General features: G+C 59.0%; 12 protein-coding genes and 1 pseudogene. 8 read left to right on the top strand and 5 right to left on the bottom strand.

Annotation, left to right across the window (positions count from 1 at the left end; genetic code table 11):
* Positions 1–69 precede the first annotated feature (69 nt).
* The 6 genes and pseudogenes from KAR29_RS01075 to KAR29_RS01050 all read left to right on the top strand — a co-directional run bounded on the left by KAR29_RS01075 (position 70) and on the right by KAR29_RS01050 (position 7332).
* Positions 70–1062: an HD-GYP domain-containing protein gene (locus KAR29_RS01075; RefSeq protein ID WP_274373811.1), complete on the top strand. Its 993-nt coding sequence runs from the start codon at positions 70–72 to the stop codon at positions 1060–1062.
* Positions 1063–1122: 60 nt separating this feature from the next.
* The gene (locus KAR29_RS01070) at positions 1123–1365 is read left to right on the top strand and encodes a hypothetical protein (protein ID WP_274373810.1); all 243 of its coding nucleotides are present in this window, start codon (positions 1123–1125) and stop codon (positions 1363–1365) included.
* 56 nt (positions 1366–1421) lie between these two features.
* Positions 1422–2075 (top strand): metal-dependent transcriptional regulator, encoded by a 654-nt coding sequence (locus KAR29_RS01065; protein ID WP_274373809.1) that lies wholly within the window; start codon positions 1422–1424, stop codon positions 2073–2075.
* Positions 2076–2622: 547 nt separating this feature from the next.
* Positions 2623–4422 carry an ABC transporter ATP-binding protein gene (locus KAR29_RS01060; protein WP_274373808.1) on the top strand — a complete coding sequence of 600 codons (1800 nt, stop codon included), beginning with the start codon at positions 2623–2625 and terminating at the stop codon, positions 4420–4422.
* 2 nt (positions 4423–4424) lie between these two features.
* On the top strand, positions 4425–6152 hold the full coding sequence (locus KAR29_RS01055; RefSeq protein WP_274373807.1) for an ABC transporter ATP-binding protein: 1728 nt from the start codon (positions 4425–4427) through the stop codon (positions 6150–6152).
* 216 nt (positions 6153–6368) lie between these two features.
* A pseudogene (locus KAR29_RS01050) lies at positions 6369–7332 on the top strand (IS5 family transposase).
* 567 nt (positions 7333–7899) lie between these two features.
* On the opposite strand, the gene KAR29_RS01045 reads toward KAR29_RS01050, so the two are convergent.
* The gene (locus KAR29_RS01045) at positions 7900–8904 is read right to left on the bottom strand and encodes a proline racemase family protein (RefSeq protein WP_274373806.1); all 1005 of its coding nucleotides are present in this window, start codon (positions 8902–8904) and stop codon (positions 7900–7902) included.
* Between the two features lie 197 nt (positions 8905–9101).
* Here KAR29_RS01045 and KAR29_RS01040 point away from each other — a divergent pair, with 197 nt between their 5' ends.
* Positions 9102–9920 carry an AraC family transcriptional regulator gene (locus tag KAR29_RS01040; RefSeq protein WP_274373805.1) on the top strand — a complete coding sequence of 273 codons (819 nt, stop codon included), beginning with the start codon at positions 9102–9104 and terminating at the stop codon, positions 9918–9920.
* A 15-nt stretch (positions 9921–9935) separates the two neighbouring features.
* Positions 9936–10361, top strand: coding sequence for a DUF2000 domain-containing protein (locus KAR29_RS01035; protein WP_274373804.1), 426 nt, complete (start codon positions 9936–9938; stop codon positions 10359–10361).
* Here KAR29_RS01035 and KAR29_RS01030 read toward each other — a convergent pair.
* The 4 genes from KAR29_RS01030 to KAR29_RS01015 all read right to left on the bottom strand — a co-directional run bounded on the left by KAR29_RS01030 (position 10358) and on the right by KAR29_RS01015 (position 15077).
* Positions 10358–10798, bottom strand: coding sequence for an MATE family efflux transporter (locus KAR29_RS01030; RefSeq protein WP_274373803.1), 441 nt, complete (start codon positions 10796–10798; stop codon positions 10358–10360). The genes KAR29_RS01035 and KAR29_RS01030 overlap by 4 nt on opposite strands.
* An 83-nt stretch (positions 10799–10881) precedes the next feature.
* Positions 10882–11460 (bottom strand): class I SAM-dependent methyltransferase, encoded by a 579-nt coding sequence (locus KAR29_RS01025; RefSeq protein WP_274373802.1) that lies wholly within the window; start codon positions 11458–11460, stop codon positions 10882–10884.
* Positions 11461–11551: 91 nt separating this feature from the next.
* Positions 11552–14272 (bottom strand): efflux RND transporter permease subunit, encoded by a 2721-nt coding sequence (locus tag KAR29_RS01020; protein WP_274373801.1) that lies wholly within the window; start codon positions 14270–14272, stop codon positions 11552–11554.
* On the bottom strand, positions 14193–15077 hold the full coding sequence (locus KAR29_RS01015) for an efflux RND transporter periplasmic adaptor subunit (RefSeq protein ID WP_274373800.1): 885 nt from the start codon (positions 15075–15077) through the stop codon (positions 14193–14195). The genes KAR29_RS01020 and KAR29_RS01015 overlap by 80 nt, the downstream gene beginning before the upstream one ends.
* Positions 15078–15136: the final 59 nt, after the last annotated feature.

Raw genomic sequence — 15136 nt, 5'->3', positions numbered from 1 at the left:
CGGCCTCGCCCTCCCCTTCGCCGGTCGCGACGCTGAAGGCATGACACTCCCGAGGCGGAGGTTCGTTTCATGATCGCAGAGTCCGAAAAGAGTCTTCACACATCACTTCTTCCGGCCCTGCTCGTCGCTTTCGTCCTTCTTCTCCCGCCTCTTCCGGCCTCTGCCGGCGGCCTTGCCCCTCTCCGTCTCCTCCCTGAAGGCAAGGGTGAGAATCCCTTCGCCCAAGAGAGCATCGACGGAAAGAAGCTGGAGAGGGGACTGAAGGTCATCGGCATCGGCGTCGCGGGAGGCCTTTTCTGGATCGTCTCCCTGAGACGCCGCGTCGCCGTCCGCACGCGCCAGCTCCGTTCCCAGCTGGAGAGAGTCAGGCAGGCCGAGGGTGAAATCGCCCGCCTCCACGCCGAGCTGGTGCGGACGCGATCGGAGATCGCCTTCACCTTGGGCGAAGTCATCGAGAGTCGCTCTCATGAGACGGCCCATCATGTGCGTCGCGTCGCCGCCATGACGGAGTTTCTGGCCCTGGAAGAGGGCTGCTCCGCCGAAAAGGCCGGTCTCGTCGGCCTGGCCTCGGCCCTTCACGATGTGGGAAAGATCGCCGTTCCCGACGCCATCCTCAACAAGCCGGGCAGACTGACGGCCGAGGAGTTCGACGTCGTCCGCACCCACACGACGATGGGGCACCGCATCCTGAGCGCCTGCGGAGGAGGCTCCCTCTTCGATCTCGCCGCCTCCATCGCCTTGGAACACCACGAAAAATGGGACGGCAGCGGCTACCCGCAGGGGCTCGCCGGCGAAGCCATCTCTCCCGAGGCCCGCCTCGTGGCCATTGCCGACGTCTTCGACGCCCTGGCCGGCAGGAGGGTCTACAAGGCTCCCTGGCCCCTCGATCGCATCGTCCACGAACTCATCGCGGAGCGGGGACGGCACTTCGAGCCCGCCGTCGTCGATCTTTTCCTGCAAAACCTCGAAAAAATCCTCTCCATCTGTCGGGCCTTTCCCGACGGCTCCGTCAAAGACACAGGCGAGGAACACCTCTCCCCCTCGGAGGAGCGGACGGCCTGACCTCCCTCAGGACCGTGTCGGCCTCCCCGGGCAAATCGAAAGACCGGGAAGGGATGAATCATGAAGAAGAACCGCTCACCCCTGACGGCCTGCCGTCGCGTAGGCCCTTGCTGCCGTCTCTCCTGCGGTGACGGCCGATGCCGCAACCCGGGAGAGGTCGATTTCCGCGCCGGGACCGCCGTCACGACAGGCAGGAAAGACCGCTCCGTCGCCTTCGGGGAGAGAGGCGAACACGCCCTTCTCCGCCGCAAAAGCGGGGCGGCTCCGTCTCCCCGCTCCGGAAGGGAAAGAGACGCATCGTGACGGCCCCGGTCACCTCCCCGCCGTCGAGGGCCTCTACCCTTCCTCTGACCCGAAGGATGGAGGATTACCTCGAGGCCGCCCTGATCCTCGAGCTGGAAGGCCGCGACGTGGCCGTCACGACCCTGGCCGAAAGGCTCAGCGTCAGCAAGCCCTCCGTCGTCTCCTGCGTCAAGCGTCTCATCGAGGCGGACCTCGTCCTCCACGAGCAGTACGGGAAGATCCACCTCACCGAGGAGGGAAGGGAACGAGCCCTTCGCATCTACCGCCGGCACCGCTTTCTCTGCGATCTCGTGGGAAACGTCCTCTCCCTCCCCTCCGATCGGGCCGCCCTGCTGGCCTGCGAGATGGAGCACCACCTCGACGAAGAGACGGAACGGAATCTTTTCGGCGTCATGGACATCCTGGCCAGCCGTTTCGAGCGGGGGGTCCTTCCGAACCTCGTCCGGGAAAAGGCCGAAGAGGGCGACGACGCCCCCCTTCCCCTGAGCCTGCTCAAGAAGAATCAGGAAGGCCTGGTGAAACACCTCCTCGGAGACAGAGCCGTTCAGGAGACGGGCCGTTGCCTCGGCCTCGTCCCCGGCGCCGTCGTCCGCTGTCTCGTCCCTCTCGGTCACGAAGGGTCGCACGACCTCGTCGTCGAAATGGACGGCCAGCCCCGCCTGGTGACAAGCCGGACGGCCCTGGCCGTCTGGTGCGCCCCCCTCCCCTGAGGTCGTCGCGGGAACGAGGAAGATAACGAGAGAGCGGGTCCGAAGAGAAAGGGGCCCTCGCCATCTAGTCCGGAATATTCGACGAAACGAAGGAAACTCCTGATGAGGGGACCAGAGACCTCACGTCAGACGGAGGAGCTCCAGCGGCGGAGAGAGGAGGACTGGCAGACGATGGCGGCAGACACGGCCAGAGCCAGCGTCAGGCCGTTCCGCATATCCATGGCGGGATCGAGCCCCCTGTCCCGGAGAGAACGCGCCCTGCAATGACACCGCCTGGACGTGGAACTCACAGGCAGATCATCCCTGCGCAACGACGACAACAGGGATCTGTCGGGAGTTCCACGTCTTTTCCCATGTCAAAGGGCAATCTCGCTTTTTGTCTTTATCTCGACATCCGACAAGTTGCATGCGATGGGAGCGTGCCGGTCAACCAGGCAAACAACAAGGAACCATGTCATGTCTGGCAATATCATGCGACTCAGCATCCCCAAATGCATGTTTTAACGCAATAAAGGTTGGCTGAGATCAACAAAGGAGGACACGAGGTATGCATAAAGAAAAGAAACCCTTTATTTTAAAAAGATTCACGCCTTATATGGGAAAAAAGAAAACGCTTCTGCCTTTATCGCTCGTATTGTCAGGCGTTTCCGCTGCGCTCAATATCCTGCCCTTCGTACTCGTATGGCACATAACACGGGACATATTGTCCGCACCTGGGGCTATCGATTTTTCAAGCCTCAGCGTTTACGCATGGCTTGCCTTTACAAGCGCAATCGGAGGAATAGCCCTCTATTTCTGTGCACTTACAAGCTCGCATCTTGCAGCCTTCCGCGTGGAGGTCGGGATGCAGAAGATCGGGATGGAAAAGGTGCTGGCCATGCCGCTCGGGTTCTTTGACCAGCAAGCCAGCGGTCGGATACGCAAAATCGTAAATGACGGAGCGGGAACGACGCATTCATTCCTGGCACATCAGCTCCCGGATATGGCTGGCAGTATCGTCTCCCCCGTTATTCTTTTAGCGCTGATTTTTATAGTGGACTGGAGCATGGGGCTTGCCTGCCTGGTTCCAATTATTTTGGGCTTTATCACAATGAGGTTCATGATAAGCCCTGAAGGCAAAAAATTTCAAAAAATGTACTATGACTCTTTAGAAGAGATGAGCGCCGAATCCGTTGAATATATTTGCGGTATTCCCGTTGTAAAGACCTTTGGCCAAACTATTTTTTCTTTCAAACGCTTTTATAACAGCATTATCAAATATAAAGAAATGGTTTACGCCTACACGCTTCTTTGGCGGAAACTAATGTCCTTCTATCTTGTTATTATGCAGTCAGCCGCTTTCTTTCTGATTCCAATGGGAATTTTTTTAATAAAAAGCGGAAAAAACATCCCCCTCGTGCTTTCAGATTTTATTTTTTATCTTCTGATATCGCCAACCTTTACCTTAATCCTGATGAAATCTATGCATTTCCAACATGATATCGCGATTGCCCAGCAGGCAATCGACAGACTGGACAATCTTCTGGCCTATCCACAAATGTGCTATAACAACAGCGTAAAAACCATAAAAGATCATAGTTTAGAGTTTAAAAACGTTATATTTTCATATAAAAGCACAAAAAAGCGTGCTATAGATAAAATAAGCTTTAAATTGAACGATGGAGAAACATTTGCCCTTGTAGGATACTCAGGAGGCGGAAAAACGACAATTGCAAGGCTTGCCGCCCGCTTCTGGGATGTTGATGAAGGTGAAGTGCTGATAGGCGGGGTCAATGTCAAGGACATCCCTAAAAAAGAACTAATGAACAGTATTTCATTTGTATTTCAAAATACAAGGCTGTTTAAAGGATCATTGATGGAAAATATTGTTTTCGGTAAAAACAATGCCGAGAAAAAAGAGATAAACAGAGCTATAGAACTTTCTCAGTCAACAGAAATTGTAGACAATCTACAAAAGGGTCTTGATACGGTTATAGGCTCAAAAGGAACCTATCTCTCCGGTGGAGAGCAACAAAGAATCGCACTCGCCCGGGCAATTCTAAAAGATTCCCCAATTGTACTCCTAGATGAGGCAACAGCCTTTGCTGACCCAGAAAACGAAAATTTAATACAGAAAGCCTTGAAGGAACTCCGTCGCGGGAAAACAACACTTATGATCGCGCATCGCCTGACCAGCGTTCAAAATGTCGACAAAATATTGGTGATTGAAAACGGTAAAATCATAGAGGCAGGCTCACACGAAGAGTTGTTGGCCAAGGGCAATTTATATAAAACCATGTGGGACGAATATCAAAAATCCATCGCGTGGAAAATTGGGGCAAAAGACACTGTAAGCATAGGAGGATAAAAATGATAAATTTTTTTCAGAATAAATACGCAATGTCTGAAAAAGGCGCAAAAGATCTTTTACGTTCTATCATTTGGACTACATTAATGAACATTAGTTTTATGCTGCCAATCATACTCAGCTTCAAATTTCTGGATGAGCACATGCGCTACCTGTTAAACGATTCCGGCGGTGCCGTAAGCGGATCTCTCTATTATGTTGTCATGTCTGCAGCTTTTTTTATTGTCATGTTTATTCTTGCGTATTTTCAATACGATTCGGCTTATACGAAGATATATGAAGAAAGCGCGAGGAGAAGGATCAGCCTGGCAGAAACTCTGCGAAAACTGCCGCTATCCTTTTTTAGCAAAAAAGACATCGCCGACTTAAGCTCCACGATCATGGAAGACGCAACACAGATCGAAATGCTATTTTCTCATGCGGTCCCTCAACTTTACGCGGCAGGACTTACGGTTTTCATCATGGGAATTATGATGTTCATTTACAATTGGATGCTCTCTCTTGCCGTATTTTGGGTGGTTCCAGTTGCCGTTTTGGTATTCTACTTATCTAGTAAGATGCAAAAACGCATGCATGCGAATATTTACTATATCAAAAGAGATATTTCGGACAACATTCAGGAAATCATCGATTCAGTCCATGAAATAAAATCGTACAACAGGGAAGAGGACTATTCTATAGCCTTAAACATCAAGCTGGATGACTATGAAAAACATATGATCAAGAGCGAGCTGTTAATCGGAACATTTATCAATTTCTCACATGTCATCTTAACGCTTGGCCTTCCAAGTGTTATATTAGCCGGAGCTTATCTGTTATCAACAGGGTTCGTAAACATTTTTACATATCTTGTTTTTATTGTGATCACGGCTCGTATATACAATCCAATAATGGAAGCCATGAATAAGCTGGCGTTGCTCCTGTTCCTGGGCGTGCGTATAAACCGCATGAAAGAAATGGACGCAATGCCTAAACAGAGTGGCAAAAGTGAGTTTTCACCCAAAAATTATGACATCAAATTCAAAAATGTCGACTTTTCCTATCAAGACGGAGTACAAACATTAAAAAACGTCAGCTTTACTGCAAAGCAGGGTGACGTAACGGCGCTTGTCGGCCCTTCCGGCGGTGGAAAGAGCACGGCGGCAAAGTTATGCGCGCGCTTCTGGGATATAGACAAGGGAGTTATTACCTTGGGCGGCGAAGATATTTCCCTTGTTGATCCCGAAACGCTTCTGAATAACTTCTCCATCGTTTTTCAGGATGTAACTCTATTTAATTCAAGTATTATGGAGAATATCCGCATTGGGAAGAAAGACGCGTCCGATGAAGAAGTCATACAGGCGGCGCGCATGGCACAATGCGATGAATTCGTAACGAAGCTCCCACAGGGATACGGCACACCGATAGGTGAAAACGGCGAAAGATTGTCCGGCGGAGAGCGGCAGCGTATATCCATAGCCAGAGCGATACTGAAAGACGCGCCCATCATCCTGCTGGATGAGGCCACAGCGTCTCTGGACGCAGAAAATGAGAGCAAAATCCAGAGCGCACTCAGCGAACTCATCAAAGACAAGACCGTCCTGGTCATTGCTCACCGCATGAGGACAGTTTCAGGAGCTGATGAGATAGTTGTCATCAAAGACGGCACTGTCGCCGAGGCAGGCACGCCTTTGGAGCTTAAAGAAAAACAGGGGCTCTTTTCCTCGATGTTAAAGGCACAGTACCAATGATAGGATTCTGCCCAGTATTTTTCGCACTTTCGGTTTTGAGGCAGCAAGCTCATGAAGGGCGCAGATTCCTGTTGTTCCTGATCCTGCTCTCTCAGCAGCTCTATGGAACCTCTGAAAAAAGCGCCTTTCATGAAGTCGCATCAGCGATGATGTAATTGGTAGAATAGAGCTGTAGCGCCGATGTCCTCATCCCCTTTTCAAGGAGTGCGAGACGAAATGGAGCGACAGAAAACCCTTGCCGACGCCCAGACCTTCGAGAGATACAGGAAGCCTACCCGGCGGGAGAAGTTCCTCTGTCGAAATGGAGGCTGTGGTCCCCTGGAAGGATCTCTGCGCGCTCATCGCTCCCTTCTATCCCAAGGCCGAACGAGGTCGTCCACCGGTTGGATTGGAGCGGATGCTCCGAATCCACCTCCAGTGCTGGTTCAACCTCAGCGACCCGGCAGCGGAAGAAGCCCTCTACGACATGGAATCGATGAGGCGCTTCGTCGGCATCGACCTCGGGAACGAGCCTGTCCCCGACGAGACGACCATCTGCAAGTTTCGCCACCTTCTCGAAGCGCACGACCTGGGGAAACGGATCTTCCGTGAGGTCGATGCTCACCTGCAATCGAAAGGACTGCGCCTTGCCGAGGGAACCATCATGGACGCCACCATCATCGCCGCGCCCTCGTCGACGAAGAACAAGGAGAAGAAGCGAGACCCCGACATGCATCAGGTAAAGAAAGGGAACCCGTACTACTTCGGCATGAAGGTCCACATCGGGGTGGACAAAGACAGCAAGCTGGTCCACAGCCTCGCGACCACGGCAGCGAATGTCCACGACTCCCGGATGGTCGGAGACCTTCTCCACGGAGCGGAAAAGGGAGTCTGGGGAGATTCGGCCTACATAGGCAAGACGGAGACGATCCGGGAAAAGGCACCCGATGCCGTCGACAACACCAACAAAAGAGGGTCACGGAACAGGAAACTGACCGACGAAGAACAGTCTCACAATCGTATGCTGTCCAAAACGAGGGCAAAGGTGGAGCATGTCTTTTGAAGAGCGAAGCGAGTCTTCGGATTCACCAAGGTGCGTTACAAGGGGCTCAAGAAGAACACAAGCCATGTCCACGTGATTTTTGCCCTGTCCAACCTGTACATGGTGAGAAGGCTTTTATTGGAGATGGATAGGGCGTAGTGTCTTCAAAAGCCGGCAAAACGGCAACCATAAGGCAAAAAAGAGCCGGGAATAGCTCCACATAGGCAACTTGCCTGACACGACAGGCTGAAATGGCACACAGCGCACGAATTCAGCCACCAAGAGGTACTGTTGGAGCTTGCCGGATCTTTTTTTCAGAGGTTCCCTAAATAGCGAGGAGCCCTTTTCTTCGATGCGGGCGATCTTCGAAGGACCTGCCGCATTCCAGGTAACGTCTGTGGCATCGTTCCTCTGCGGTAGCCCTCCTCGAGATAATGGTTGTGGCCTTGGCACCTCAAACATAACCCTTGCGGGGGCTACTGCCGATGGGAAGCTCAGACCAAAGTGCGAAAAATATCGGGCGTTATCCAAGGATCTGCAAGTTCTAAAATCGCTTCGAGGATAACCTTCGGGTCGTTCATGGCGAAGCCTTTTGATGGGGGAAAATGGACTTCGTCCCCCATGATATCCATTCTCGGTTCTCGGTGGCTCAGGTTCTACCCGCTACCCACAGTAATAGAAAGGAGCCTCATCCACGAAGGCGTCCCCTATCGGGAAGGGGACCGGTCACCCCAGGAAAAAGCCTTCCTTCTGGGGATCGTCGGCCTCGGCGACGAAGTCCGTCATGGCCGTCAGGAAGGCCCTTCCCCTGATGTGGGGAATGACGGAGGGCCGACCGGCGATCTCGGGCCCCTCCTCGTAGGAGGCGACGAACTGGGACCCCGTTATGGACTGATGGACGAAGAGCTCGCCGGGAGCCAGCTCGCCCCGGGCGGCGAGAAGGGCCACCTTGGAGGATGTCCCCGTGCCGCAGGGGCTGCGATCGAGCTGGCCGTTGCCGAAGACGACGGCGTTTCTCGTCGGATCGCCCTTTCGGAAAAGTTCGATGTGGCTGACCTTTCGGATCTTGGGATTGGCCGGGTGCTCGTAGGTCGCCGAGGCGTTGATGTCCCGGAGGAGTTCCATGCCGATCCGCGTCAGTTCGGAGGCGTTGGCCGCCTCGATTTCGAGATCGAACTGCCCGGCGTCGACGAGGGCGAAGAGGAGGCCGCCGAAGACGACGTCGTAGGCGATCGTCTTCGCCCTCGTCGACAGGGTCAGGCTCCGGTCCATGGCGATGACGACGGCGGGGACGTTCCTGAGACGGACAGGGCCGACGGGGCCCCCCTCGGGCGTCTCGACGGTCAGCTCGACGAGGCCCACGGGCGTATCGAGGCGCACCGTCGTCGTCGGATGAGTCGTGGCCACGGCCCCTGTGGCGACGAGGGTCTTGGCGACGCCGATGGAGCCGTGGCCGCACATGGTGAGAAAACCCCTGTTGTCGCAGAAGATGACGCCGTAATCGGCCTCGGCCGTGACGGCGGGGAAGAGGAGGGCCCCGAACATGTCGCGATGGCCCCGGGGCTCCCACATGAGGAAGCGCCGAAGGCCGTCGCCCTTCTCGGCGATCTCCTGATAGCGGTCGAGCATGGTGGCCCCCTCCAGACGGGGCAGGCCGCTCATGACGACCCGCGTCGGCTCCCCTCCCGTGTGAGAGTCGACGGCGTGGACGATGCGATCGAAAGACGGCATGGATCGAACCTCCTCATGGCACTGGGTGTCGAGGCCAAGGCCCCGCCGGAAAGAGCATAGCATGTCGAGGCAGAACCTCTCCGCTCTGACGCGGCACCGAGCCCCCCTGGTCGTCCTGGCCCGGGTCAATATCGTACAAGAAGGGGAGGAAAAGATCTGCTATGCTACGGTCCGTAGCCTGGCAAGGAGGTCTCCGCGTGCGACAGGAGGAGCGTTCCGTCCGCTTCGACGAGGAGCTGAACGTCGAAATCTACCGATTCAGGGGGATCATGCAGAAATTCCCCTGCCATTTTCATGATCACTACGTCATCGGCCTCGTCGAGGAGGGCCGGAGGCGTCTGATCTGCCGGAAAAGGGAGTTTATCCTCGGACCGGGCCAGATCGTCCTCTTCAACCCCTTCGACGACCATGGCTGCGAGCCTCTCGACGACAGGCCTCTCACCTACGGCTGCCTGAACCTCTCGCGGGAGACGATGGCCCGTCTGGTCGGCCTCTCGCCGGGATCGTCTCTCCCCCGCTTCGTCTCTCCCGTCATCGTCGACGAAAGGGCCTCCCGGCTCCTCCAGAGGGCCCAGCAGGCCCTGGCCGACGAGGCTCCCGTCGAAACGAGGAGGCCCCTCCTGGAGCGGGTGGCGGCGGAGATCCTCCTGCCCCACAGCCTTCCGCAGACGGCGGCGGAGCCCTCCGATCCCCGGATCGAACGGATCTGCGACTACATCGAGGGCAGCTACAACAGAAAGATCGACCTGGACACGCTGAGCGACCTCGTCCAGGCGAACAAGTACCACCTTCTGAGATCCTTTTCCCGCGCGAAGGGCGTCACGCCCTACCGCTACGTCCAGACCGTCCGGATCAACAGGGCCAAGAATCTCATCAGGACCGGCCGGTCCCTGTCGGACGTCGCCTTCGAGACGGGCTTCTCCGACCAGAGCCATTTTTCCTCGTTTTTCAAGAACTTCATCGGCGTCACGCCCAAAAAATACAAAGACCTTTTTCAAAGACATCTCGACGCGTGAAAGGAAGATCGGAACGTGACTCTCAACGCCAACAGAAAGTGCGTCATCGTCGTCGACGAAACCATGCCGGCAGGAATCATCACGAACACGGCGGCCATCCTGGGGATGACCCTGGGCAAGAGGCTGCCCGAGGCCGTCGGGGAGGATCTTCTCGACGGAGACGGGATCTGCCACATGGGCATCGTCCAGTTTCCCATTCCCATCCTCAGAGGGGACGGCCCGTCCATCAGGGAAATCCTCCGAAAGGTCCGCGAGAAGGACCTGTCGGATCTGATCGTCGTCGATTTTTCCGACGTGGCCCAGGGCTGCAAAACCTACGACGAATTCCGGGGCAAGATGGCCCAGGCCTCCGGGGCGAACCTCAACTACCTGGGCATCGCCCTCTGCGGCGACAGGAAGCAGATCAATCACCTGACGGGCAGCATGGGCCTCCTCCGCTAGGCCCGCCGTAGGGCAGGGAAGAACGTCGGAGTCGGGAAGGCGTGCCCTCGAAAGGGACGCCGCTCCGGCTCCGACGCGTCAGGAGGGAACGGGAAAAAGACGGCGACGGCTCCGGCCAGCAGGCCTGACAGAAGAGCCGTCGAGGCGAAGCGGCCCGCTCCTTTCGAATCGCCTCCGCCCAGAAGACGGAAGATGGGCGAGGCCGCTCCTACGCCGAAGGCCAGCCCCAGGCCGACGAGGACCTGCGCTATGGGAAAAAAGACGGCAATGGCCCCGACGTGGCCCGTGCCGAGCCCTCCGACGAAATAGGCATCGACGACGCCGTAAAGGGCCGAAACCATCATGCCGACCAACGCGGGCAGTCCGAGGCGGGCGAGGGCGGCAGCGACGCTGCCCTCGCCCATCGTCACCGTTTCCGAACCTTTTGATCCTTCCATCGGTCATGGCCTCCTGTCTTGAAGGGAGTAGACCTTTCCCTCCCACGGTGAAGCTTGTCGGAACCTTCTTCGCGAGGGCGGACTCACCGCCTGCCGAAGACGGAGAAAGACTGATCCTTCAGGAAGGCATAGCTCTCGATGAGGCTGAAACGGGCCATCTCGGCCGAAAAGCGGATCAGGGCCTCATCGGTGCTGTGGCGCCAGAGCGACCTTCTCCGCGGTTTCCACTCGACGACGGCCAGCCGCCCCGCTCCCTTCAGCGCCGGGGCTATCCTCCGCAGGAAGGCCACGGGGTCGGCGAGGTGATGAAAGACGTTTCTCATGAAAAGCAGATCGAAACTCTCCCGGGGCAGGGTGGGGCCTTCCGGCGCGCTGTGAAGAAAGGAGACGTTCGTGATTCCCCGGCGCCGGGCCTGACGGGCCAGGCAGCCCAGCAGGCCCTCGTCGACGTCGACGGCGAAGACCCGCCCCGTCGGCCCCGCCAGGCGGGCCACTTCGAAGGCGAAGAAGCCTCCGCCGGAGCCGATGTCGGCGACGACGTTTCCTTCGCGGACGTCGAGACGCTCCAGGACGGACACGGCGTCCCTCAGTGCCCTCCAGTTGAACAGGGCCGCCCGAACCGCGGCCCGACAGCTCCGCAGCAGCCCCACTCCGTCCGCCATTACCTCCTGCCCGGTCTCGAGACCACAGGGAAAGCCATCCCCGGTCTCGCTCTTCACGGTCTGTTCCTTTTCGCCAAGAGATCTCTCCATTTCACGCACAGACTCCTCTCCTGATAAGGTCACCGATCTTCTCCCGACTCCTCTTTTCCGCCCTTCCGGCGAAGCCCCTCCTCCTTCGGACCAGGGCCGCGTCCGGCAGCCGCCCCGGGGCGACGACACCGCCACCGCCCATCGAACCGTGACATCCGGAGGGAAAGCCTCCGTCCCGGTCGGACATCGGCGACGGCGTCCTTCGAGGCCCCGTCGGGCTCCCGAGGACGTCGCCACCGAGTCCGCGCCGACGGGCTTCCCCTGGAACGCGAAAAAGGCCCCTCGCCGAGGCCCGTTTCGGAGACTCTCCCGTCCTTTTCGTCATAGGACCTCCACGTTCCGGAAGAGATCGCGCCCATGGCCTTACCCTCTCGTTTCGTCGCCGAAGAAGAGGCGGTAGAGGACGGGAACGACGACGAGGGTGAGGAAGGTCCCGACGAGGAGCCCCCCCATGACCGTCAGGGCCATTCCGGAGTAGAGAGGATCCTTCACGAGGGGAATCATGCCGAGAATCGTCGTTCCGGCGGCCATGACGACGGGACGGAGACGGCTCACCGACGCGTCGGCGAGGGCCTCCCCGATCGACTTGCCTCCGGCCCTTTCGATCTCGATCTGGTCGATGAGGACGATGGCGTTTTTGATGAGCATCCCCGAAAGTCCCAGGAACCCCAGGATGGCCATGAAGCCGAAGGCCTGCCCCGTGAGGAGGAAGGCGACGACGACGACGATGACGGGAAGAGGGGCCGTCAGGAAGACGATGAAGGGCACGGCGGATCGAATCGAAAAGCCCGATGAGGAGGAGCATCATGCCGGCCAGACAGAGGGGGAAGATGCGCCCCAGAGGTTCACGGGCCTCCTTCGAGGCGAGGTATTCGCCGCCCCATTCGAGGGAATAGCCCGGCGGGAGCTCCAGGGCCCCGACGTCGGGGGCGATCTCCCTGCGGAGCGGCTCGGCCAGCCCCCGGACCGAGTTGGCCTGGACGGTGATCGTCCTCTCGCCGTCGCGACGGCGGATCAACGGATCCTCCCAGACCGTCTCGACGGAGGAGACGACCTGACGGAGAGGGAGATAGCCCCCCTGAGAATCGCTCCAGACCTGGACGTTGCCGATCTCCTCGGCCGAGAGTCGCTCGGCCTCGACGGGGCGGGCGACGATGGGGATCAGCTTGTCGCCTTCCCGGTAGAGCCCGACGGAGATTCCGCCGAAGTTCCACTGCAGGGCCGAGGCCACCTCGCGACGCCCCACGCCGCACCGGCGTCCCCTGTCCTCGGCGAGAAGGGGTCGAAGGACGAAAAGGGGCTGACGCCAGTCCGTTCCGATGTCGCGGGCATCGTCGTGCCGACGCAGCAGGACCTCGCAGCGGCGGGCCAGGGACTTGAGGAGACTCGCGTCGGGCCCGCGGAGACGGATCTCCAGGGAGTAGGCCCTGGACGGTCCCGTCATGACGCGGACCAGGGAGAATTCCACGTCGGGCAGAGTCCGTCGAAGGTGGGCTTCGGCGTCGGCGATGACCTTTTCGATGGGCTCGTCCACCTCGACGAGGATCTGGCCGTAGCTGGAATTGGGGCTTTCGTAGTTGTAGTTCAGGACGTAGCGGAGCGCCCCCTCGCCGACGAAGGAGGCGACGTTGCGCACGCCGGGAAGATCGCGAAGAAAGGCCTCGACGGAGGCCACGGTCCGGTCCGTCTCCTCGATGGCCGTCCCCTGAGGCTTCCAGATGTTGAGAGAGAAATAGGGCTGCGTCGTAGGGGGGAAAAAGGACTGGGGGACGTTGCGGAAAGCGGCCAGGGCGCCGAGGAGAGAGACGACGACAATCCCCGCGAGGAGCCGGGGCCGTCTCAAACAGGCCTGGACGCAACGGCGGTAGAGGCGCAGGAAGGGACCGTCGTGAGGATCGCCGTCGGCGGACGCCGACGGACCGGCAAGGAAAAGGACGCCCAGCAGCGGCACGGCGGTGAGGGCCACGACCCAGCTGAGGAAGAGGGAGAGGGCCATGACCTGAAAGAGGGAGCGGCAGAACTCGCCCACGTTGCCCGGCGCCAGGCCGATGGAGGCAAAGGCCAGGATCGCCACGGCCGTCGCCCCCAGAAGGGGCCATTGCGTCGCCGCCGCGACGGAGCAGGCCGCCTCTTCAGGTCCCTCTCCCCTCGCCATGCGGACGAGCATGCCGTCGACGACGACGATGGCGTTATCGACGAGCATGCCCAGGGCGAGGATCAGGGCGCCCAGAGAGACCTTCTGGAGCGTCACGCCCATGAGGAACATGCCGATGAAGGTGCCCAGAAGGGTGAGCAGGAGCGAGAAGCCGATGAGAAGACCGCTTCTCCACCCCATGAAAAGCAGCAGAAGGCCGATGACGATGGCCAGGGACTGGAGAAGGTTGACGACGAACTGGCCGATGGAGGCCACGACGATCTCGTTCTGACCGTAGATCGGCTCCAGCTCCATTCCGAGGGGACGGAGCCCCTCCAGCTCGGCCAGGCCGCCTCGGACGACGAGGCGATCGGGACCGCCGCAGGGCCCCACGTCGATGGGACGTCGCGACACCGTCGACGTCGCCGGATCGAAGACGAAGACCGTCGGAACTCCCCCGTCGTCGGCGACGACGGCATCGGCGGGAACGGTCAGATCGCCCCTCCCCCTATCCTCGGTCCAGGCCAGCTCTCCCGTCATCCCCGGCAAAAGACGCAGCGCCGGAGGAGGGGAGAGGGTGAAGGTCACGCCGTAGGTTCCCGTCGCCCTGTCCGGCGCGGCGTTCCACTCCTTCAGGGAGACGGGGAAGACCCGATCGGGGAGGGAGTATGAAGATGACGAGGGCCTCCTCGCCTCCCGCCAGGAACCGACCGGCGACCTCGCCTTCGGGGATGTCGGCCCTGACGTCGACGCGGGAGAGATCGAGAAGGGTGAGAACCGTCTGCCCCGCCGAGACCATCTGGTGGACGTCGACGTCCCGCGTCGCCACGACGCCGTCGAAGGGGGCGCGGAGACGGCAGTCCTCCCGGCTGTGCCGGGCCCCGGCAAGACGGCTCTCGGCGCCGCGCAGGGCGACGGAGGCCCGGTTGTAGGCGTTCTGGGCGCTGTCGAAACCCGCCTGGGCGATGACCCCCTCGGCCAGAAGAGGACGGGCCCGATCCAGATCGAGGCGGGCCTGATCGAGGGCGGCGGAGGCCCCCTCCCTCTCGGCCTCCAGAGTCCTCAGGGCATCGTCGAAATCGCGGCCGTCGATCTCGAGGAGCACCTCTCCCCGGCGGACCGCGTCGCCGGGCTGGACGGAAACGGCCGACAGGGGACCGCCGACGCGGAAGGAGAGGGGAATCTCCTTCGAGGCCAGGACCGCGACGGGATAGCGGTTGGGGCTTTCCTCCCGCGAGGACCGGACCTCTTCGATCCCGACGGGCCTGGACCAGACCGAGGAGGTCTCTCCCTCGACGGCCACGATCTGTCGATCGAGACACAAAAAAGCGACAGCCGCCGCGATCGCGGCGACGCAGCAAAAGGCCACGACCCTTCTCGTCTTCTTTGCCATCTTCATCTTCCTTTCCGCGGCCTTCCTGAAAGATCCGCGCTCCGGCGAAAGGGGTTCCG

Origin of the sequence: Aminithiophilus ramosus, from assembly GCF_018069705.1 — a bacterium.
Classification (GTDB): domain Bacteria; phylum Synergistota; class Synergistia; order Synergistales; family Aminithiophilaceae; genus Aminithiophilus; species Aminithiophilus ramosus.
The sequence above is the reverse complement of the archived record's forward strand: the minus strand, read 5'-3'. Positions and strand labels throughout refer to the sequence as shown.

Coding starts and splice junctions, on each gene's coding strand:
- KAR29_RS01065 (WP_274373809.1), top strand. CDS start 1,422: ATGGAGGATTACCTCGAGGCCGCCCTGATCCTCGAGCTGGAAGGCCGC.
- KAR29_RS01055 (WP_274373807.1), top strand. CDS start 4,425: ATGATAAATTTTTTTCAGAATAAATACGCAATGTCTGAAAAAGGCGCA.
- KAR29_RS01075 (WP_274373811.1), top strand. CDS start 70: ATGATCGCAGAGTCCGAAAAGAGTCTTCACACATCACTTCTTCCGGCC.
- KAR29_RS01060 (WP_274373808.1), top strand. CDS start 2,623: ATGCATAAAGAAAAGAAACCCTTTATTTTAAAAAGATTCACGCCTTAT.
- KAR29_RS01025 (WP_274373802.1), bottom strand. CDS start 11,460: ATGGCGGACGGAGTGGGGCTGCTGCGGAGCTGTCGGGCCGCGGTTCGG.
- KAR29_RS01045 (WP_274373806.1), bottom strand. CDS start 8,904: ATGCCGTCTTTCGATCGCATCGTCCACGCCGTCGACTCTCACACGGGA.
- KAR29_RS01015 (WP_274373800.1), bottom strand. CDS start 15,077: ATGGCAAAGAAGACGAGAAGGGTCGTGGCCTTTTGCTGCGTCGCCGCG.
- KAR29_RS01070 (WP_274373810.1), top strand. CDS start 1,123: ATGAAGAAGAACCGCTCACCCCTGACGGCCTGCCGTCGCGTAGGCCCT.
- KAR29_RS01030 (WP_274373803.1), bottom strand. CDS start 10,798: ATGGAAGGATCAAAAGGTTCGGAAACGGTGACGATGGGCGAGGGCAGC.